Annotated in this window: 16 protein-coding genes; 7 read left to right on the top strand and 9 right to left on the bottom strand. The window is 70.8% G+C overall.

Features of this window, described 5'->3' with window-relative positions; translation table 11 throughout:
- Positions 1-66: 66 nt before the first annotated feature.
- Together rocD and rocF are read right to left on the bottom strand one after the other, a co-directional pair.
- Positions 67-1263, bottom strand: a complete 1197-nt coding sequence (gene rocD / locus IT355_02075; GenBank protein MCC7052024.1) for an ornithine--oxo-acid transaminase — start codon at positions 1261-1263, stop codon at positions 67-69.
- Between the two features lie 62 nt (positions 1264-1325).
- Entirely contained in the window at positions 1326-2300 is a 975-nt protein-coding gene (rocF, locus tag IT355_02070) for an arginase (protein MCC7052023.1), read from the bottom strand.
- Between the two features lie 148 nt (positions 2301-2448).
- On the opposite strand from rocF, the gene IT355_02065 reads away from it, so the two are divergent.
- Entirely contained in the window at positions 2449-2871 is a 423-nt protein-coding gene (locus IT355_02065) for an Lrp/AsnC family transcriptional regulator (protein ID MCC7052022.1), read from the top strand.
- A 293-nt stretch (positions 2872-3164) separates the two neighbouring features.
- A complete protein-coding gene (locus tag IT355_02060) occupies positions 3165-4523 on the top strand; it encodes an alpha-L-fucosidase (protein ID MCC7052021.1) in 1359 nt (452 codons plus the stop codon).
- Positions 4524-4761: 238 nt separating this feature from the next.
- Here the strand turns inward: IT355_02060 and IT355_02055 are convergent, their stop codons facing one another.
- Positions 4762-6468: a sodium:solute symporter gene (locus IT355_02055; GenBank protein ID MCC7052020.1), complete on the bottom strand. Its 1707-nt coding sequence runs from the start codon at positions 6466-6468 to the stop codon at positions 4762-4764.
- A gap of 245 nt (positions 6469-6713) precedes the next feature.
- Here IT355_02055 and IT355_02050 point away from each other — a divergent pair, with 245 nt between their 5' ends.
- Genes IT355_02050 through IT355_02035 form a run of 4 tightly spaced genes read left to right on the top strand, consistent with a single transcriptional unit; the run spans position 6714 to position 11612 of the window.
- Positions 6714-7208 carry a hypothetical protein gene (locus tag IT355_02050; GenBank protein MCC7052019.1) on the top strand — a complete coding sequence of 165 codons (495 nt, stop codon included), beginning with the start codon at positions 6714-6716 and terminating at the stop codon, positions 7206-7208.
- A gap of 11 nt (positions 7209-7219) precedes the next feature.
- Entirely contained in the window at positions 7220-8353 is a 1134-nt protein-coding gene (locus IT355_02045) for an MBL fold metallo-hydrolase (GenBank protein ID MCC7052018.1), read from the top strand.
- A gap of 16 nt (positions 8354-8369) precedes the next feature.
- Positions 8370-8963 (top strand): ankyrin repeat domain-containing protein, encoded by a 594-nt coding sequence (locus IT355_02040; GenBank protein ID MCC7052017.1) that lies wholly within the window; start codon positions 8370-8372, stop codon positions 8961-8963.
- A gap of 33 nt (positions 8964-8996) precedes the next feature.
- On the top strand, positions 8997-11612 hold the full coding sequence (locus IT355_02035) for a PIG-L family deacetylase (GenBank protein ID MCC7052016.1): 2616 nt from the start codon (positions 8997-8999) through the stop codon (positions 11610-11612).
- 80 nt (positions 11613-11692) lie between these two features.
- On the opposite strand, the gene IT355_02030 is transcribed toward IT355_02035, so the two are convergent.
- Together IT355_02030 and IT355_02025 are read right to left on the bottom strand one after the other, a co-directional pair.
- Positions 11693-12328: a gluconate 2-dehydrogenase subunit 3 family protein gene (locus tag IT355_02030; protein MCC7052015.1), complete on the bottom strand. Its 636-nt coding sequence runs from the start codon at positions 12326-12328 to the stop codon at positions 11693-11695.
- 64 nt (positions 12329-12392) lie between these two features.
- Positions 12393-14072, bottom strand: coding sequence for a GMC family oxidoreductase (locus tag IT355_02025; GenBank protein MCC7052014.1), 1680 nt, complete (start codon positions 14070-14072; stop codon positions 12393-12395).
- Positions 14073-14374: 302 nt separating this feature from the next.
- On the opposite strand from IT355_02025, the gene IT355_02020 reads away from it, so the two are divergent.
- Positions 14375-15322, top strand: coding sequence for a D-2-hydroxyacid dehydrogenase (locus IT355_02020; GenBank protein ID MCC7052013.1), 948 nt, complete (start codon positions 14375-14377; stop codon positions 15320-15322).
- Positions 15323-15636: 314 nt separating this feature from the next.
- Here IT355_02020 and IT355_02015 read toward each other — a convergent pair whose 3' ends face one another.
- The 4 genes from IT355_02015 to IT355_02000 are packed head-to-tail and all read right to left on the bottom strand — an operon-like array spanning position 15637 to position 20614.
- On the bottom strand, positions 15637-16458 hold the full coding sequence (locus IT355_02015) for an ABC transporter permease (GenBank protein MCC7052012.1): 822 nt from the start codon (positions 16456-16458) through the stop codon (positions 15637-15639).
- The gene (locus tag IT355_02010; protein MCC7052011.1) at positions 16455-17402 is read right to left on the bottom strand and encodes an ABC transporter permease; all 948 of its coding nucleotides are present in this window, start codon (positions 17400-17402) and stop codon (positions 16455-16457) included. Before IT355_02010 ends, IT355_02015 begins: the two co-directional genes overlap by 4 nt.
- Before the next feature lie 42 nt (positions 17403-17444).
- Complete coding sequence (locus IT355_02005; GenBank protein ID MCC7052010.1) at positions 17445-19070, bottom strand: peptide ABC transporter substrate-binding protein; 1626 nt, start codon at positions 19068-19070, stop codon at positions 17445-17447.
- A complete protein-coding gene (locus IT355_02000; GenBank protein MCC7052009.1) occupies positions 19067-20614 on the bottom strand; it encodes a DUF885 family protein in 1548 nt (515 codons plus the stop codon). Before IT355_02000 ends, IT355_02005 begins: the two co-directional genes overlap by 4 nt.
- Positions 20615-20735: the final 121 nt, after the last annotated feature.

Below are 20735 nucleotides of genomic sequence, written 5' to 3'. Positions count from 1 at the left end.
TGCATGCGCAGTAACCGGCAAGTCGGCGATCCCAGCAATTTTCGTGGGGCGGCAGCGCAGCCCGGCTCAGTCCCCGAACACGGCCCGGAGTTGCTCCACGGCCCAGGCCAGGTCAGCCTGGGAGACGACCAGCGGCGGCGAGAGTCGGATCACGAAGTCGTGGGTCTCCTTGCACAGCACGCCGCGGGCCTTGAGCGCCTCGCAGAACGGTCGCGCCGGCTCGCCGAGCTCGATCGCGACCATCAGGCCGCGCCCGCGCACGGCACGGATCCGCGGGTCCACGATCGTGCGGACCTGCGCCAGGAGCCACGCGCCAAGGTCGGCCGAGCGCTCGACGAGCTGTTCGTCCTGCAGCACCTGCAGCGCCTCCCGGGCCACGGCACAGCCGAGCGGGTTGCCGCCGAAGGTGCTGCCGTGGGAGCCGGGGCCGAACACGCCGAGGACGTCGCGACGCGACACCACGGCCGAGACGGGATAGAAGCCCCCCGACAGCGCCTTGCCGAGGATGTACATGTCCGGCGTCACGCCATCGTGGTCGCAGGCGAACATGCGGCCAGTGCGACCGAGACCGGTCTGGATCTCGTCGGCGATCATCAGGACGTTCCGCTCGGTGCAGAGCTCCCGCACCGCCGCCAGGAAGCCGTCCGGTGGCAGCAGCACGCCGGCCTCGCACTGGATGGGCTCCAGCAGCACGGCGCAGGTGTCGGCGGTCATGGCCGCGCGCACGGCCTCGATGTCACCGAACGGCACCAGCACGAAGCCAGGCGCGAAGGGGCCGAAGTGCGCGCGGTAGGCCGGCTCCGACGAGAAGCCGACGATGGTGGTGGTGCGACCGTGGAAGTTGTTCTCGAAGGCGATGATCCGGGCCTGTCCGTCGGGGATCGCCTTCGTCGTGTACCCCCACCGCCGGGCGGCCTTGATGGCCGTCTCGACGGCCTCGGCGCCGGTGTTCATGGGGAGCACCATTTCCATGCCGCAGAGGGTGGCCAGCTCCTCGCAGAACGCGCCGAGTTGCCCGTTGCGGAAGGCGCGCGACGTGAGCGTGACACGGGCGGCCTGTTCGGTGAAGGTCTTCAGGAGCCGCGGATGGCAGTGCCCCTGGTTCACGGCCGAATAGGCGCTCAGGCAGTCGAGGTACCGGTTGCCCTCAACATCGGTGACCCAGGCGCCGCGCGCCGACTCGATGACGAGATCCAGCGGGTGGTAGTTGTGCGCGCCCCACGCCTCCTCACGCTCGATGAACGTGTCGGTTGCCGAGAGCATCGTGGCGGTGTCGGACATGGAAGCGCCTCCGTCGGGGGAGAGGGGAGTGGATCGGGCGTGGTTCAGAGGGTGCGGCGGCCGAAGGCGCTCGCGATGAGCTCCGCGGCCAGTTCGGCGGTGTGGTTCTGCCGGTCGAGAATGGGGTTGATCTCCACGAGGTCCATGGCGACCATGGCGCCCGAGTCATGGATGATCTCCATGGCGAGGTGGGCCTCGCGCAGGGTGGCGCCGCCGCGCACGGGCGTGCCGACGCCAGGGGCCTCACCGGGGTCGATCCAGTCGGCGTCGCAGGAGACGTGCACGCCGCCGGTGCCGCTGGTGGCGATCGTGACCGCCTCCTCCATCACCGAACGCAGGCCGCGCTCATCGATGTCGCGCATGGTGAAGGCGTGCAGGCCGAGCTCGCGGATCATCGTCTTCTCGGCCTCATCGACGTCGCGCAGGCCAACGTAGACGAGGTGCTCGGGGCGGATGGCCGGGAAGACCGAGGCCAGCCGGGACATGCGCGCGTCCCCCATGCCGAGCAGGTGCGCCACGGGCATGCCGTGGATGTTGCCGGTGAGGCTGGAGGCGGGGGTGTTGAGGTCGGCGTGGGCATCCAGCCAGATCAGTCCGGTTCGCGCGCCACGCTCGGCCAGCGCCGTCGCGGTGCCGGCGACGGAGCCAGCGGCCAGCGAGTGGTCGCCGCCGATCACGATCGGCTGCACGCCGGCCCGGACGGCGGCGGCGGTGCGACCGGCCAGCTCCGCGCACACGATCCGGATGGCCTCGAGCCGGGCGTGGAGGGTGCTGCCGATGGCGCTGCGGTCCGGCACCGGCACGTTGCCGGCGTCGTGCACCTGGAGCCCGAGGCGCTCGAGGAGCGGCGTGAGGGTCGAGAGCCGCATGGCCGAGGGCCCCATGTCCACGCCGCGGCGGCTGGCGCCCAGGTCCATCGGGACGCCGACGAGCTGGACCGTCAGCGGTGCGGTATCGCGAGGGGCCGCGCGCTCGAGCAGGGCGGTGCGGTGCGTGTCGTTTCCGGCGAGATACGTCATGCCGGGAAGACTCGCGGTTGGCACTGTAGGCAACAAGTACACAAGGTTGGCAGATTTGTGTAGTATTATGCCAGAATGTATACTACCGCATTGCGGAATGATCATTTTCGTCGATTCCGCCTTCCCTGACACCGCTGTCCGCCAAGACATGGACTCGCTCGACCACCGCCTGATCTCGCTCCTCCGCGACAACGCGCGGCTCTCGGTCGCCCAGCTCGCGGTGCTGCTCGGCGTCTCCCGCGCCACGGTCCAGAACCGCATCGACCGCCTGGTCGAGCACCGCGTGCTGCTCGGCTTCACCGTCCGCACCACCTCCGAAGCCGCTGCGCACCGCGTGCGGGCCGTGATGATGATCGCCGTCGACGGAGACCGCTCGGACGCGATCCTCAAGGAGCTGCGCGGCTACCCCGAGGTCCGCGCCCTGCACACGACCAACGGACGCTGGGACATCGTCGCGGAACTCGGCACCGACACGCTCGAGACCTTCGACGCCGCGCTACGCAGCATCCGGACGATCAAGGGGATCGCGAACTCCGAAACCTCACTGCTGCTGTCGACGCACAAGATCTAGCGTCGCTTCGTCCCCGGCATCGGACGAGCAACGGCATGACGCAAAGGCGCAACGGGCACGAAGGACGCAAAGACGTGCGACCCTGCGTAGCCCGTGAAGCTCGGCCCGCACAACGGCCGAAACAATCGAGGGGAACTGCAACCGCCACCGCAGTTCCCCTCAGGTACCTTCGTTCTCGCGCGAGGTGAACGTCGCCGAACGCACCGACCGCTTTGCGCTCTTGGCGCTCTTTGCGTCTTTGCGTCATGCTGTTCCAGATCTCAGATTGCGCCTGAACGAAGCGAGGAGCGCAGATGGACCGCAGAGAGTTCGCGACGAGAATGAGTGCCGCCGCCGCCGCGCTGGTGGTCGGGGACCGGCTGCGCCTGGACGCACCGGCGGCGGACCGGATGGCGTGGTGGCGGGAGGCGCGGTTCGGGATGTTCATCCACCTGGGCCTCTATTCCCGGCCCGGTGGCGAATGGAAGGGGCGCATGACCGGCTCGCACGAGTGGATGCGCAACAACGCGAAGATCCCGCACGAGGAGTACATCGCCCTCGCCCCGCAGTTCAACCCCACCGCCTTCGACGCCGACGCCCTGGTGCGCCTGGCGAAGGCGGCAGGGCAGAAGTACGTCGTCTTCACGACCAAGCACCACGAGGGGTTCTCACTCTTCGACTCGACGGTGAGCGCCTACGACGTGATGGCCACGCCGTACCGCCGCGACATCGCACGCGACGTGGCCACCGCCTGCCGGCGCCACGGCCTGCGGCTCGGGTGGTACTACTCGATCATGGACTGGTACCACCCCGACTACCTCCCGCGGCGTGACTGGGAGCAGCGTGACGCCACCGGTGCCGACTTCACGCGCTACCTCACCTTCATGCAGGCGCAACTCCGCGAGCTGCTCACGCAGTACGGGGACGTGTCGGTGCTCTGGTTCGACGGCCAGTGGGAGAGCACCTGGACCCACGCGCTGGCGGTGGAGCTGGAGGCGTTCTGCCGGCGCTTCGCGCCCGGTGTCGTCATCAACGACCGCATCGACGTCGGCGTCCCCACCGACCTCCCGCCTGGCAGCACCTATCGCCGGGCCGGTGACTACACGACACCCGAGCTGATGGTGCCCGAGAAAGGGATGCCCGGCGTGGACTGGGAGTCGTGCATGACCATGAACGACAACTGGGGCTACGCGAAGGACGACCCGAAGTGGAAGAGCGTGCCAACGCTGGTGAAGCTGCTGGTCGAGACGGCGTCCAAGGGGGGCAACCTGCTGCTCAACGTCGGCCCCGACGGCGACGGCCGCGTGCCGCAGCCGAGCATCGACGGGCTGGAGGGGATCGCGGCCTGGATGCGGCGCAATCCCGGCGCCATCCACGGCACGCGCGCCTCACCGTTCGCGGACGCCCCCGTCCGCATCACGGCGAAGGGCAACCGCCTTCACCTCTTCATCGACGAGTGGAAGGGCGGGGCGCTCACGCTGCCGGGCCTGCGCACCGCACCACGCCGCGCCGTCCTGCTCGAGGATCCGTCGCTGCGTCTCAGCTCTGCTGTCACACCAGCAGGCGTCACGGTCACGCTCCCTGAACGTGGGCCCGGAACGCTGGTGCCAGTCGTCGCGCTCGACTTCGATGGACAGGGAGGTCGGTGCTTCGTCGGCGGTCGGAACTGCTGAAACGCCAAGACGCGAAGCGCGCGAAGGGCGCAAGGAGGTCGCTGCGTGCGGCGACGCTCCTGTCGCACGAAAAGGAACGAACCTGAGGGGAACTGCGGTGGCTGTTGCAGTTCCCCTCGAGTGCTTCGCCAGTCGTGTGGGCCGGGCATCGCGGGCTGCGCAGGGCCGCAGTCCTTTGCGTCCTTCGCGTCCTTCGCGCCCTGGGCGTCTTTGCGTCACGCCGTTGACGTTGCCGACCCTACGTGATGCTCCGCCCGTCGACAGGACGCGACGATGCCGGCTCGCCCAGGCTCAGCACATACCCGATCAGCACGACCGCGGCGGCACCGATGAGGTTGTGCCAGAGGAAACTCACGCTCGGCACCCACTTCGCCACCGAGCCGACGGCGACCATCCCGCAGAGCAGCCCGATGAACGCCCCGCGTGCCCGCACCCGCGGGATCATCGCCAGCAGGAAGATCCCGAGGATCGAGCCATAGAAGAAGCTGCCGAACCGGTTCACCACCTCGATCAGCGAGCCAAGGGTGGCCGCGTAGGTCGCGACCACGCAGGCGAACACGCCCCAGATCGCGGTCGAGATCTTCGACACCTGCAGGTAGTGCGCGTCGCTGGCTGACCTGCGGAACCAGCGCTGGTAGAAGTCCACCACGGTGGCCGTGGACAGCGAGTTGAGCTCCGCCGCGATGCTCGACATCGCGGCCGCCAGCACCGCCGCGAGGAAGACACCCGCGAAGCCCAGCGGCAGGTTGTCGAGCACGAAGCGCGGCATGATGAAGTTCACGTCGCGTGACGACTCGCCGCTGATGCGCGCCGCCGTGCTGAGCGCATTCGTGCGCACCGAGTCCACGCCGGCCTGCGACGCGCGGAAGGCGTCCAGCGAGGCGCGGACCTGGTCGGCCGATCCACCCGTGTTCCGGACGCTCACGGCCGCCCGTGCCGCCGCCTGGCGGGTGGCGATCGCACCGGCGTACTGCCGCTCGAGCGCCGCATACACCGCCGGCTCCTTCGCCTGCACCTGCGCGCTCTGGCGCGGGTTGTAGAGCATCGGCGCCGGCGTGAAGAGGTAGAACAGGAACACCAGCACGCCGGTCAGCAGGATCATCGCCTGCAGCGGGATCTTCCAGTACGCGCTCATCAGCAGCGAGCTGCGCGCCTCGTCCACGCTCCGGGCGGCGAGGTACCGCTGGACCTGGCTCTGGTCGGTGCCGAAGTACGAGAGCATCAGGAAGGTGCCGCCCAGCACCCCCGACCAGAACGTGTACGTCTTCGACAGGTCGAACGAGAAGTCGAACACCTGCAGGCGGCCGGCGGCGCCCGCGATGTGCAGCGCATCGTCCAGCGGCACCGGCATCCGCACGATCAGCACCACCACTATCGCCGCCATCGCACCGAGGATCACGAACATCTGCTTCACGTCCGCCCACGCCACCGCCTGCACGCCGCCGAGCACCGTGTAGATCACCGTCGGCACGCCGATCAGCGCCACGCACCAGCCGATGTCCCACCCGAAGATCGATGACAGCACCACGCTCGGTGCCGCGATGATCGTGCCGCACGACATGCCGCGGGAGAGCAGGAACAGGAAGCTCGTGAGCGAGCGCGTCTTCGCGTCGAACCGGCGCTCGAGGTACTCGTACGCGGTGTAGACCTTCGCGCCGTGCAGGAACGGCACCAGCGTCACGCCCAGCACCACCATCGCGATCGGCAGCCCGAAGTAGAACTGCACGAAGCGCAGCCCGTCGGTGGCCCCCTGGCCGGTGGTGCCGATCAGCGTCACGGCCGAGAGCTGCGTCGCCATGACCGACAGTCCCACCGCCCACCAGGGCAGGCTGCGGTTCGCCAGGAAGTAGCCTTCGATGTTGGTGGTGCCCCGCGTCCGGCGCAGCCCGTCGAATACCACCACCACGAGGTAGATGCCGACGATGACCCAGTTGATCCAGTGCACCGTGCGGTCAGCTCGTGTAGCGGGTTTGCAGCCACCAGAGGAGGCCGAGTGCGACCACCTGGATGCCCAGGACGCGCCAGAGGGTCGTACGGACGGGAGGAGTCATGGCGCAAAGCTACCGGGCTGCCCCCGGCGACGCGGACTCCCCCGGGGGCAGGCCCCGCCCCGGCGCTGAGCGTGACCGTCCGGTCCGTTTCCCCGGCACGGCGTGTGCCGATTTGTGCGGTCGCGCGGTAGAATGTGGCATGAGCCTCCGCATCCGCCCCTCCGACCGTCCACGCTGGCGCGTGGCCGCGCGCCGCGTACCCTGGCTGCTGGCCGCTGCCCTGATGCTCGGCTGTGGCGGCGGCGACGACTTCGACACGGCCCAGGTGCCGGTCATCACCGTCACGCCAGTCGTGGCGCTGCCCATCGTGCGCTTCTCCTGGACGCCCGAGGGAGCACAGCTCCTGCGCGTGTACAAGGGGGCCAGCGCCGGCAGTGGCCTGGGGCCGACGCTCGTCTGGTCGATCTCCGGCAGCGCCACCAATTCGCTCGTCTCCGGCATCGAGTACGGCACCAATCCGCCACCCGGCGGCACCACCGAGGTGCCGGCGCAGCCCCTCGAACTGGGCCAGCCGTACACGGTGCAGGTGAGCCGCGTGGATCCCACTGGCGCCAATGGCGGCTTCACGGCCACGGGCCCGCGGTACGTGAGTACGCAGACGTTCACCATCGCGTCGATCGTGCCCGGCACCTGACGGTCGCCGCCATGTCCGCGTCCCGCGACACCGCCGCCGCACGCGCGCTCCGTGCGGAACGGATGCATGCCTCGCCGCGATTCGACGGGCGGGTCTTTCGCAACACCAGCAGCGCGAAGGCCGGCCTCAAGCCGGGCACGGCCGTCCCGACGATGAAGGACTACCTCTGTGGCGGGGAACGCCGCGTGCCGGGCGCGCCGCTGCCGCTGGCCGACCCGCGCAGCAGCTGGCGCCATGCCCCGGACTCGGGGCTGCGCGTGACCTGGCTGGGGCACTCCTCGCTGCTGTTCGAGATCGATGGCGCGCGCATCCTCGCCGACCCGGTGTGGGCGCAGCGCGCCTCGCCGCTGCCGTTCGCCGGCCCGAGGCGCTTCCATCATCCACCGGTGAACATCGCGGCGCTGCCCACGCTCGATGCGGTCCTGATCTCGCACGACCACTACGATCACCTCGATCGTGCCGCCATCCGCGCACTGCGGCGTCGGAACGTGCCGTTCATCACGTCGCTGGGTGTGGGGGCGCACCTCGAGGCCTGGGGGGTGCCACCGGAGCTGGTCACGGAGCTGGACTGGTGGGAGCAGGTCACCCTCGAGCCGAGCGGCGTGGTGGTCACGGCCACGCCGTCGCAGCACTTCTCGGGTCGCACGCTGCTGGACCGGAACGCGACCGCGTGGTCGTCGTTCCACCTCCGCGGCGACATGCACTCGGTGTTCCATGGTGCGGACTCGGGCCTGACACCGGAGTATCGCGAGATCGGCGAGCGGCTCGGTCGCTTCGACCTCGTGCTGCTGGAGATCGGCGCCTGGCACCCGGCCTGGGGCGACATCCACCTCGGCCCCACGCATGCGGCCGAGGCGCACGCGATGCTGGGTAGCGGCAAGCTGATGCCCATCCACTGGGGCACCTTCAACCTCGCCATGCATGCGTGGGACGAGCCGATCGAGACGCTCACCGCGCTGGCGCCATCGCGCGGCATCGAGCTGCTCACGCCGATGCTGGGGCAGCCCGTCGAGCCGACGCGCGTGGAGCGGCTGCCGGCCTGGTGGCGTGCGGTCGTCGCCGCCGAGCGGCGCGGCGATGAGCCGGCGGAGATCGAACCGGCACGCGGCGACGATGCCGCGGCCGTGAGCTGGCCGGTGGACTGAACCGAACGAGGAGAGCGTGGCCGAGAACTCCGCGGCGCCGGCACCCGGCGCACCATCCGATGTGCTGATGGCGATCTACACCGGGGATCGCGACAGGGCGCTCGCCCTCGCCGCCGGAGTCACACTCACGCTGCCCGAGCTCGCCGCACTGGGCGACGTGGCGCCGCTGGCCGCGCGATTACGCGAGGCCGCGGTGGACGTGCAGGAGCGCAGCCCCGATGGCTGGACCGCCCTGCACCTGGCCGGCTTCGTCGGGGCGGCGGGGGCGTTGGCGCTGCTCGTGCGTGCGGGGGCGGACCTGCGGGCCCGCGCCCACAACGCGCAGGGGAACACGCCGCTGCACGCGGCAATCGCGGGGCGGTGCGACGCCGCGTGCGTGGCCGCGCTGGTCGCGGCGGGCTGTGATGTCGCGGTACCGGACGCGCACGGCTACACGCCGCTTCACCTGGCTGCGTCGCGGGGCAACGACGGGATCACGGAGCTGCTGGTCGCGTGCGGCGCCGCCCGGGACCTGCTGGCGACCGACGGGCGCACGCCGGCCTCGATCGCGCGGGAGCGTGGGCACAGCGGGCTGGCGGATCGCCTCGAGCGGCATGACGCGTGGTCGTAGCTGGCGGGCACGGCGCCGTGCGGGGGGCATGACGTGAGGCGCGCGCTGGCATTGACGGTGGCGCTCTGTGCCTGTGTCGCGCGACCCGCGATGGCGCAGGCCTGGCGCGACCAGGCGGCGCACCTCGGTGGCAGCACGCGGGTGCTGCTGATCGGCACGCGCCCGGAGGACGAGGACAACGCACTCATCGCGTGGCTGTCACGCGGCCGGCACGTCGAGACGGCCGTGCTGTCGCTCACACGCGGCGAGGCGGGGCGCAACGTGATCGGTGCCGAGCGCAACGCGCCGCTGGCGGTGGTGCGCACGGCGGAGCTCCTGGCGGGACGCGAGCGTGATGGCGCGCACCAGTATTTCACGCGGGCGTTCGACACCGGGGCGCTCAGCGCTGACGCCGACGTCGCCCGTGCCTGGCCGGCGGATTCGCTCCTGGTGGACATGGTGACGGTGATCCGCGCATTCCGGCCCCAGGTGATCGTCGCGCTGGTGCGTGCCGACAGCGAGCCCGATGCCACGCGACGGCACACCGCGCGCCTGGCGGCAATGGCGTTCCAGGCGGCGGCAGACACGGGGCGGCTGCCATCGCTGGCGACGGCGCGACTCCCGGCGTGGCAGGCGTCACGGCTGCTCACCCGCGTGGACAGTGCCGGTGCCAGCGGTGCGCTCACGCGCATCGACGTCGGGGAGTTCGACCGTGCCGAGGGGCGCAGCTACGCGGAGATCGGCGCCGACATCCGGCGGCTGCACCGCACGCAGGGGCCTGTCGCGGCCGCGTCGCTCGGCGCGTCGATGCGCTGGCTGCGGCTGGACAGCGCCCGCACCGGCCGCGACCCGGACCTGTTCGGCGGAATCGACACCACGCTGGCGCGGCTGGCCGGCGCCAATGCCGACGCGGGGCGTGCCGCCTTCGACTCGCTGCGCATGCAGGTGGTGCGGCTGGCGGGCCGCGCACGGTCGCTCGATGCCGACTCGCTCGTCGCGCACCTCGCCTCCGTCGTCCGCCTCGCGATTGCCGCGCGCCTCGAGCTGGAGTGCCGCGAGGCGTCCACGGTGCCCACCTGCGGCGGGGACGCCGGCGAGCTCGCGCTCACGCTCAACCGCGTGCGCGAGCGCGCCACGACGGCGCTGGTCGGTGCCGCCGGCCTGGTGGTGGATGCGAACGCCGAGCGTGAGCTGGTCGCGGCGGGCGACTCGGCGATGGTGCAGGTGACGGTGCACAACGGCGGCGGCCAGCCGGTTGTGCTGCGCCGGCTGGCGCTGATGGCGCAGGGGCGGCTGTCGCCGCTGGTGCGTGACACCGCCATCGCGCTGGCGCCTGGTGCGACCGCCCACTTCGCGGCGCCGGTGCGGTTCGTGGTTCCCACGCGCCACTGGTGGCAGGTGAACGGCATGCAGCAGGGCACCGCGCTGCAGCGCCTGCGCGTGGGCGGAGCGGGGGCGCCGCTCCCGTCGCAGCTGCTGCTGGGCGAGGATCGGCTCGCCGCCGCCGGTGTCGAGGCAACGGTGGTGATCGCCGGGGCGGAGGTGCCGATCCAGGTGCGCCCACTCGCGACGCGGGCGGCCAGCGCGGTGCGCGGCGACCTGCGGCATCCCGTCATCGGGGTGCCACAGACGTCGATCCTGCTCGAGCGCGGGGCGGAGTATGAACGGGCGGGGATGCCGGTGGACCGCCTCTTCCGTGTGTTCGTCTCGAATGCGCGCTCCAGCGCCGACACGGTGGCGGTGTCGCTCACGCTGCCAGCGGGCCTCACGGCCGACTCGGTGTCGAAGCTGGTGCCGCTGCCGCCCCTCAGTGCCCGGAACGTCTTCTTCCGCCTGCGCGGCGCCCTGCCCGCCGGGGAGCACACCGCGGAGGTCGCGGCGCGCAGCGTGGCGGCGATGGCGATGGTGGATGGCGTGGCGATCCAGCCGCCGGTGGTGAACCTCGGGGTCGTGATCAACGAGTACGCCCACATCCCGGCGCAGCATTTCGTGCGTTTCGCGCGCGACCGGATGGAGAGCGTGGCGCTGCGCCTGCCGGCGCGCTTCCGGGTGGCGTACATCCGGGGGACCGAGGACCTTCGGCCGGCCTTTCAGCAGCTGCGCCTGCCGGTGCAGTCGCTGGACCTCGCGCTGCTCCCGGTGGCGGACCTGAGCGCGGTCACGGCGGTGATCGTCGGCGCCGGCGCGCTCCGCGGCGAGGCGGCGCTGCTTGCCACGCCGGTGCTTCGCGCCTTCATGGCGCGGGGCGGGGTGGTGCTGGTGCTGCCGGGAGGCCGTGAACTCGCGCGCAGCCAGCTCTTTCCGGTGCCAGTCGAACAGCGCGACCCCACCCCCGACGACGACGTGCGTGGTGCACGCATCACGTTCGTGGATCCGGGCTCACCGCTGTTCTCGCAGCCGAACGTGGTCCGCGAGGCGGCCCTCGAGGAATGGGCCGGTGACCGGAGCTGCAGCGTGGCCACGGGGCTGTACGCGGGGCACACGGTGCCGCTGGTGGTGGAGGATCGCCAGCGCAGGCGCGTCGAGCCGTCGGTGCTGGTCGCGACGGTGGGTAAGGGACGCCTGGTGTACACGTCGCTCTGCCTGGCGCAGCAGCTCGAGGCCGCGCAGGGCGGGGCGGCGAAGCTGCTGGTGAACCTGGTCAGCCCCTGGCCGGTGGCGCGGCGCTGAGAGACGGGGCGGCACGCGACACGGGCCTCCACGACAGCGTCGTGAAGGCCCGTGCGTTCAGCGGGAGCGACGGCGTCCGCTCAGGCGTGCTGCGCCCAGGCCGGGTCGCCCGCCTTGTACGGCACGCAGGGCTGGAACGGGCCCGGCGACTCCTTGTAGCGGAGCGCCTTCGTGCAGCCGATCTCCGAGGTGAAGAAGCCGAGCATCGTGAGCTCCTTCATCATGCGGAAGTAGTGCTGCGCCTCGCCCGGCTTGCGCGACTTCTGAAAGTCGAACTGTTCCTTGTCCAGCGCCGTCAGCAGCGCGGTGCGCTGTGCCGGCGTGGCGGCGGCGAAGGCCGCGCCGCCGTTGGCCTTCTTGCTCGCCTCGTCGAGGGCGGCCAGCCCGTCGCGGAAGATCTTCTGGTCATCCGGCGTGTAGGTGTCGGTCACCATCAGCGCCATGAAGGCGCCGGTCTGCGCCGCCTTGGCGCCCGGCGACTTGGCCGTCTCGGGCAGGATGGTGTCGGCCACCTCGTCCAGCGTGGCGATGTCGCCGGCAGAGAAGGTCGTGGTGCCGGTGGCGGTGGCGGTGTCGCGCGGCTGGTCCTTCGCACAGGCGGCGAGCAGCCCGGTGCTGCTGCCGACGAGCGCCATGCCACCCAGCATGAACGTGACGCGCTTGACGGCCTCGCGACGGTCGATCGTGGACTGCGGCTCTTCAGGAGTCGACGGCATTCTCAGGTCCCGGTGGTGAGCGGTGCGCGGTGCACCGGCAGCGTGGTCAGGGAGCGGTGGCGCATCAGAGGTTGTTCTTCTTCAGCTCGTTCACGGCGAAGTCCGCCGCGCGTGCCGTCAGCGCCATGTAGGTGAGTGACGGGTTCACGCACGCGGCCGACGTCATGCACGCGCCATCGGTGACGAACACGTTCGGCGCATCCCACACCTGGTTGTTGCCGTTCAGCACCGAGGTCTTCGGGTCGCGGCCCATGCGCGCCGTGCCCATCTCGTGGATGCCCATGCCCGGCGAGTAGCCGCCGTCGTAGGTGCTGACGTTCTTCACGCCGCACGCCGTCAGCATCTCCGCCATGTCGGCCATCATGTCCTTGCGCATCAGGAGCTCGTTCTCCTTGATCTCGCAGTCGATGTTGAGCACCGGCATGCCCCACTTGTCCTGCTTCGTGGTGTCGATGGTGATCCTGTTGTCGTGGTTCGGGAGCATCTCGCCGAAGGCGGTGCTGCCGATGCTCCACGGCCCCAGCGCGGCGGCGTCGTCCTTGTAGTCGCCACCGATGCCGAGTTCCGCCACGGCACGGCCCCACTCGCCGCGGCTCGCGCCGCCCTGGTAGCCGAAGCCGCGCAGGTAGCCGCGCTTGTCGGCGCCCACGTTCTGGAACCGGGGGATGTAGAAGCCGTTCGGCTTGCGGCCGTAGTAGTACTGGTCCTCCATCCCCTCGATGTCACCGCGGGCGCCGAGGCGGAAGTGGTGGTCCATCAGGTTGTGGCCCAGCTCACCCGAGCTGCTGCCGAGGCCACCCGGCCAGATGTCGGTGGCCGAGCGCATCAGGAGCCAGGTCGAGTTCAGCGTGGAGGCGCAGACGAAGATGATCTTCGCGTTGAAGTCGCGCGTCTTCATCGACATGGCATCCATCACGCGGACACCGGAGGCGCGCTTCCGGTCCTTGTCGTAGATGATCTCGGAGACGATCTGGTACGGCATCAGCGTCAGGTTGCCCGTCGCCATGGCGGCCGGCAGCGTGGACGACTGGGTGCTGAAGTAGGCACCGTAGATGCAGCCGAGCCAGCAGGCGTTGCGCGACTGGCAGGCGCCGCGGCCGTGGTGCGGGCGCGTGATGTTGGCGGCGCGGCCCGGGATCAGGTGGCGCTTGCCGCCGTACGCCTTCGCGAGCTTGCCGGAGATGTCCTTCTCGGCGCAGTTCAGGTCGATCGGCGGCATCATCACACCGTCGGGCAGCGACTCGATGCCGTCGCGGGTGCCGGAGATGCCGGCGAAGGTCTCGACGTAGTCGTACCAGGGCGCGATGTCCTTGTAGCGGATCGGCCAGTCGACGGCGATGCCGTCCTTCGCGTTCGCCTCGAAGTCGAGGTCCCCGTGACGGTAGCTCTGGCGGCCCCACATCAGGGAGCGGCCGCCGACGTGGTAGCCGCGGTACCAGTCGAAGCGCTTCGTCTCCGTGTACGGCGACTCCTTGTCGCTCGCCCACCAGTCGAGGTTCTTCTCGTTGAGCGGGTAGTCGCGCTTGAGCACCGGATAGTCGGCTTCCATCGCCTTCGTGCGACCACCGCGATGCGGATACTCCCACGGCGCCTTCTGCGTGTTCACGTAGCCCTTGATGTGCTCGATGTCCTTCCCGCGCTCGAGCATCAGGACCTTGAGGCCCTTCTCGGCGAGCTCCTTGGCAGCCCAGCCGCCGGAGATCCCTGATCCCACGACGATCGCGTCATACTGCGGCTCTTGCACTACGTCCTCCCGGTGCTTGTGGCACAGTGGGTTGCACGACTCACGAGGCCCGGGCGGAACGGCGTCCGGGTCGACCTGCCGGGAATATGACGACGTGCACGGGCAAGGGGACCCGTCCGGACCGGCGCAAGTGCCGCTTGCATGTGGCAGCCGCGGTCGACCTCGACGGCGCGCGCCCCGCTGGCCGGTCATGACACATTAGCTTCGCGGTCCGGACCGACGCCCGCCGCGCCGGCGACCGCGCCGCCGACCGTGTCGCCGCGCCGTCGCCGGCGACTCACCCCACGCACCGCATCGCCCCCATGCCCTCGGTCCTGCCCATCCGCCGCGTCGTCATCGGCCAGAACGCCCACGCGGCGATGTCGGCACTGATCGCCGCACGACGCCCCGACCTGGAGCTCCGCGGCGCCGTCTTCAGCGCCGTGACGGCCGATGACCTGGACTGGGCGGACGCCTACATCGGCTTCAAGCGCCCGCCCCTGCCGACGATGGGGAACGTGCGCTGGGTGCAGAGCACCGGCGCCGGGGTGGACGCCTGGCTGCAGCCGGAGGAGCTCTCGCGCGACGTCGTGCTCACCCGCACGCCGGAATCGTTCGGGCCGATGATCGCGGAGTGGGCCCTGTCGCGGGCGCTGGCGTTCGTGACGAAGCTCGCGGAGTTCGCCGCAGCGCAGCGCGAGCATCGCTGGGCCCCGCAGGACGTGAGCCAGCTCCGCGGCACGCACGTGGTGGTCGTGGGCATGGGCGACGTCGGCACCCACGTCGGCCGGCTCTTCGCCGCGCTCGGCTGTCGCGTCAGCGGCGTGTCGCGCACCGGCCAGGGTGACCCGGTGATCTTCGGCGAGCGACACACGACCGACGAGCTGGCGGAGGTCGCGTCGCGCGCCGACTGGCTCATCCTCACGGTGCCACTCACCCCCGCCACCCGCGGGCTGGTGAACGAGCAGGTCCTCTCGGCCTGCCGCAACGTCGTGCTGATGAATGCCGGCCGCGGTGCGGTGGTGGACGAGGCGCTCCTCCCGCGTGCCCTTGCCGAGGGCTGGCTCCGCGGCGCGGCGCTCGACGTCTTCGAGGTGGAGCCGCTCCCCGCCACCTCGCCGCTCTGGGCCGACCCGCGGGTGATGGTCTCCCCGCACGTCTCCGGCCTCACCACGATCGAGGGCGCCGTGGACGGCTTCCTCGAGTGCCTCGCGACGTTCGAGTCCGGCCAGGTGCCGAAGTGGGTCGTCGATCGCGATCGCGGCTACTGATCGCTGCGATCGTCGCGCCATCGAATTGCAACGGCCTTGACGCAAAGGCGCAAAGGACGCGAAGGACGCAAAGAGTTCGGCGCGTGCGGCCAAGGTCGCCGAATGCGAGGCACATCGAAGTCGAGGTGAACAGCGGTGTATCGCGGAGCTCCGTGTCCGCGCTCACGCATCGCGGCTTGCGAACCCTTCTCCGACGCGCGGAGCATTCGATGCGCGCGCTGTTCCCAAGAAAGCAGTCCTTTGCGTCCTTCGCGCCCCTTTGCGCCCCTTTGCGCCTTGCGTGGATGCTGTTGCAGTTTCAGTTGGAGTCGCAGTCAGGACTTCGCCGCACCGATCGCATCACCGACGGCATTGCACGCGAGGACCGTGAGGAAGATCATCGCCCCGGGGAAGATCGCGAGCCACGGCTCGCTGGTCATGGTGGTCTGCGCCTGGTAGAGCATGTTGCCCCAGGACGCGGTGGGGGGCTGCACGCCGACGCCGAAGAAGGACAGGGCACTCTCGAGCAGGATCCCCCGTCCCACGGCCAGCGTGGTGGCGACGGCGGCGGCGGGGAGGACGCCGGGGAGGACGTGGCGCAGGATCACGCGCAGCGGCGTGGCGCCCATGGCACGCGCCGCGGACACGAAGTCGCGCGCCGCGAGCGACAGCACCTCGGCCCGCACCACCCGCGCGGTTTCCATCCACCCCGCCAGCCCCACCAGCAGCACCAGCATCGGCACGCCGGGCTGCAGCACCGCGGCGGTGATCATCAGCAGCGGCAGCCGCGGGATCGCGAGCATGGCATCGGTGACGCGCATCAGCACGTCGTCGGTGCGCCGGCCGGCGTACCCCGCCACGGCCCCGACCGCGGCGCCGATCGCCGCGCTCACGAGGGCCGAGATGAGTCCGATGGCGAGGGAGACGCGGGCCCCGTAGAGCACGCGTGTGAGCAGGTCGCGGCCCAGCTCATCGGTGCCGAACCAGTGGAGTGCGGATGGCGCGGCGCGGCGGTGCGCCAGGTCGAGCGCATCCATCGCGTACGGTGCCAGCAGCGGGGCCAGCGCCGCGCCGGCCAGCAGCACGGCCAGCAGGGACGCGGCGATCACCGGGGCGCGGCGCGACGACTCCGCGGTCTCCGCCGTGCCGGTGCTCATGCGGCCTCCCGCGTGCGCGGGTCGATTGCATGCACCGCCAGGTCGGCCACGAGGTTCAACAGCATCACGGCCACCGAGCCGCACATCAGGAACGCCATCAGCACCGCGTAGTCGCGGCGCGCGAGCGCCTCGGTGAAGAGGCTCCCGATGCCGGGCCAGGCGAAGATGCTCTCCGTGACCACCGCGCCCGAGGCCATCATCGACACGTCGAGGAGCACCACGGTCACGAACGTCGGCAGCGCATTCGGCAGCGCATGGTGGAGCAGCAGGCGGCGCTCGCCGATGCCGCGGGAGCGCGCCGCGCGCATGAAGGGGCGTGAGACGGTGTCGCGCATCGCACGGCGCAGGTAGCGGGACCACGCCGCCGAGAGAGCGGCGGCGAGCACGGTCGCCGGCAGGACGAGGTGGGCGAGGCGGTCGGCCAGGCCGCCGCCGTCGAACGACGCGCGCCCCGACGACGGCAGCCAGCCCAGCGCCCCCGCGAAGACGAGCTGCAGCACGAGCCCGAGCCAGAACACCGGGAGCGAGATCCCCGCCACCGCCACCACGGAGCTCACCCGGTCGAAGCGCCGGTTCACCGCCGCCACGATGCCGGCCGGCACGGCGGCCAGCAACGCCATCACGCACGCCGCACCGACGAGTTCCAGCGTGGCCGGGATGCGCTCGACCATCCGGTCGAGCACGGGACGGCCGTCGGCGTAGCTGAAGCCCCAGTCACCGCGCACGAACGCCGCCAGCCAGGACAGGTACTGCATGCCGAGCGGACGGTCGAGCCCCATCGCCTTCCGGAGGCGCTCGATGTCCTCGGGCCGGACGTTGGGGTTCTCGAGGTACGTCGACAGCGGCCCGCCCGGCGCCGCATGGATCAGCGCGAAGGTGAGCAGCGAGATGACGAGGAGCAGGGGAATCCCCTGCGCCACGCGCCGGACCACGAACCGGATCACCGCCGTGCCGGCGTCACGCGCCGCGGCTGGGGTGCCGGCCGCTCATCGCGGCGTGAGCTGCCACTGGTGCACGTTCCAGAACGGCCCGGCGTTGGTGGGATTGCCCGTGAAGCCGGTGAGGGTCGCCGGCACCGCGTCCACCTTGGAGGTGTTGTAGAGCGGCAGTTCCGGCACCAGCGTCGCCAGCCGGCGCTGCGCGGCCTTCAGGAGCGCGATCCGGGCGCCCTCGTCCACCGTGCGGTCCGACTCGTAGAGCATCCGCGTCAGCGTGTCGTCGCGGAAGTAGTTGATGTTGCGGCCGGCCGGCGGCATGCGGTCGGCGGCGAAGAAGAGCGTGATCTCGGGATCGGCGCCCTGCTGCCACCAGTGGAGCATCGCGTCGAAGTCGCCCTTGAACCACACGCTGCTGATCGAGGTGCCGTCGATGAGCTGCACGCGCGCGTCGATCCCGACGGCACGCAGCTGCTGCTGCAGTGCCTGCGAGACGTTCTCGCGGATGGCGAAGCCCGATTGCGTGATCAGGGTGAAGGCGAGGCGCGTGCCCCCCTTGGCGCGAATGCCATCGGCGCCCACCAGCCAGCCGGCCGAGTCGAGCAGCGCGCGGGCGCGAGCGGGGTCGTAGGGATAGGTGGTGACTTCCTTCTCGTAGGCGCTGGACAGTGGCTGGATCGGGCCGTCGACCACCGTCACCAGCCCGTCGAGCAGCGTGCCCACGATCAGGTTGCGGTCGATGGCATGCGCCATCGCGCGGCGCACCGCCAGCTCGGCGAACGGGGGGAAATGGCGCTGGTTGAGCGTCACGTGCTCGTAGCCGTTGCCCACCACCTGGTTGAGCCGCACCGCCGGCAGGCCGCGCAGCTCGCGCACCTTGTCCCAGGGCACCAGCGCCACCATCTGCACCTCACCCGACTTGAGCTGGTTGATGCGGGTGGTGGTGTTGGGCAGGAACCGGAACAGCAGCCGCCGGATCTTCGGGTACTCGGCGCCACGCCAGTACCCGGGCGCCGCCTCCAGCAGGATGTGCTCGCCGGTCTTCCACTCGGCCACGCGGTATGGCCCGGTGCCCAGCGGGCGGCGGTTGTACTCGGTGGCCGCGTCGATGTTCTTCCCCGCCAGCAGGTGCCGCGGCAGGGTGCCGCGGACGAACTGCAGCCGGTACGGCGCATACACCTCGCGATAGTGGACCACCGCGGTCAGCGAGTCGGGGGTGTCCACCGACGAGATGCGGTCGAAGCCGTCCACGCTCTCCGGCTTCCAGTCGCCCTTGTTGATCGCGTCGACGGTGAACTTCACGTCGGCCGACGTGTGCGGCACCCCGTCGTGCCACTTCACGCCCGGCCGCAGCTTCCAGGTGACGTCCATGCCGCCGTCCTTCCGCAGCGTCACACCGCCGTTGGCGAGCTCCGGCACCTCGAGCGCCAGCACCGGCACCACCTGCATCTTTTCGTCATTGGTGACCAGCCCCTCCACCACGCACGACTCGATGTCCTCCAGGATGTGCGTGGCATACCGGTTCATCGTGTCGGGCTCGCGGTCGTACCCGATCACGAGCAGGTCGCCGGCTGGGGTGCCGGCACCGCCCTTCGCCCCACCGGCCGTCTCGCCGCCGCAGCCACCCAGCAGCAGGGCCGTCGCGAACAGGGCCGGGACCACCAGTGCACGCGTCACGTGTCCCCCTCCGTCATCAGGGTGGCGGCCAGCATCACGGGGATCGCCCCGCGGCTCAGCAGCTCGTCGTGGAAGGTGCGCAGCACGAACGGCGTGCCGCGCACCTCGTGCTGCAGGCGCAGCTCCTCGCGCAGCGCGAGGATGGTGCCGGTGCCAAGCCAGTACATCAGTGCCGTGCACGGGAACATCGAGTTCTTCGTCGTCTCCGCCGTGGCCACGTCCATCGACATGCCGACCACGTCCTGATAGAACTGCACCGCCTCGCCGAAGGTGCACAGCTGCAGGTGCAGGCGGATGTCCACGATCGCGCGCGCCAGCATCCGTACGGTGGTGTGCTGTTCGGAGAGCTGCTCCAGCGGCGTCAGCATGCCCAGCTCCCCCATCAGCAGCGTGGCATAGCAGGCCCAGCCCTCGGCCATCGAGCCGCCCTGGAACATCGCGATGCGGCTGGCGCAGTCGGTGGCGGCGATGCGGCCGATGCGTGACGTGGCGCGGTACCGCGCGTGCCAGTTCTGCACGTGGTGGCCGACCGCGCCGTGGTGCACCACGTGGTTGAGCGTGATGGTGCTGTTGTTCCACGCCCGCAGGCGGCGCTCCTGCTCGTCGTGCGGCATCGTCGCGTCGACCGGCGTCACCACGTAGTCGTAGACGGTGTACGGGTCGAACGGGGCGGGGGAGCGGTAGAACAGCCAGTAGAGCTGCGGGGCGAACTCGCGCGCCCACGGCGGGATCGGCACGTACCGGATGGGCCAGTCGCCCCAGGTGACGGCGTCATGCGCCTCGACGATCGCGCGGCAGTCGTGCCAGCGCCGCTCGAAGGTGGCGTAGTAGGTCGCCGTGGTGGGGCGGTCGGCGGCCAGCGCCGCCTGCGCCCCCTCCCAGGTGCCGCCGAACTCCTCCAGCATCGCGGCCAGGCGCTCCTGCTGGCGCGGGAGCTGTGCCAGCGCCGCCTCGAGCAGCTCGCGCGGCGTGCGGTCGCAGCAGTGGCCGCGCCGGAGCAGGATGCTGAAGGTGGTGTTGCCCACCGCGCAATCGGCCTCGTCGGCGAACTGGTGCGCGTCCACCCACGTGCCCAGCGTCGCGAACGCTGCGCGCGCCTGTGTCGCGGCCTCCAGTACCGGGGCCGCCGCATCATCGCCCACTCCCTCCTGCACGAGCCACGCCCGCAGCCCGCGGTCGAAGAGGCCGTCGGCGGCGTCACACTCGCGCGCGGCGCGCGCCAGCCAGGGGGCCGGCACCGGCACCGTGATCGCCGCCGGCAGCGCGGCGAGGAACGCCGGGATCGCGCGCAGCCGTGCCGCGATGGCGGGGAGCCGCTCCGGCAGCGGCGCGAAGTCGCGGATCATCAGACCCACGACTCCGAAGATCGCCTCGCCGGTCCAGAGCGCGGGGTTTCGCGCATGGAAGTAGCCGCTGTCGTGCTCGGCCAGACGCACGTCGAGGTTGGCGCGGGCCAGCTCGCCATCCAGCAGCACCGGGTTGCGCCGCATCGCGGCGACCGTCGCCCCTTCCGTGTCGGCGAGCTCGGCCCGCAGGCGGCGCATTTCCGCCGCCTCCACCGCGCGCCCCTCCACCGACCAGTCGGGGAGCCGGTCGTCCAGGGCGTGGAGCCCGTGGAAGGTGGCGTTGACCGGGTGGCGCGAGTGGTACTGCGCCAGGAAGCGC

It is taken from the genome of Gemmatimonadaceae bacterium, from assembly GCA_020851035.1.
In the GTDB taxonomy this organism is placed as follows: domain Bacteria; phylum Gemmatimonadota; class Gemmatimonadetes; order Gemmatimonadales; family Gemmatimonadaceae; genus JACMLX01.
This window is presented reverse-complemented; position numbering and strand designations above follow the sequence as displayed.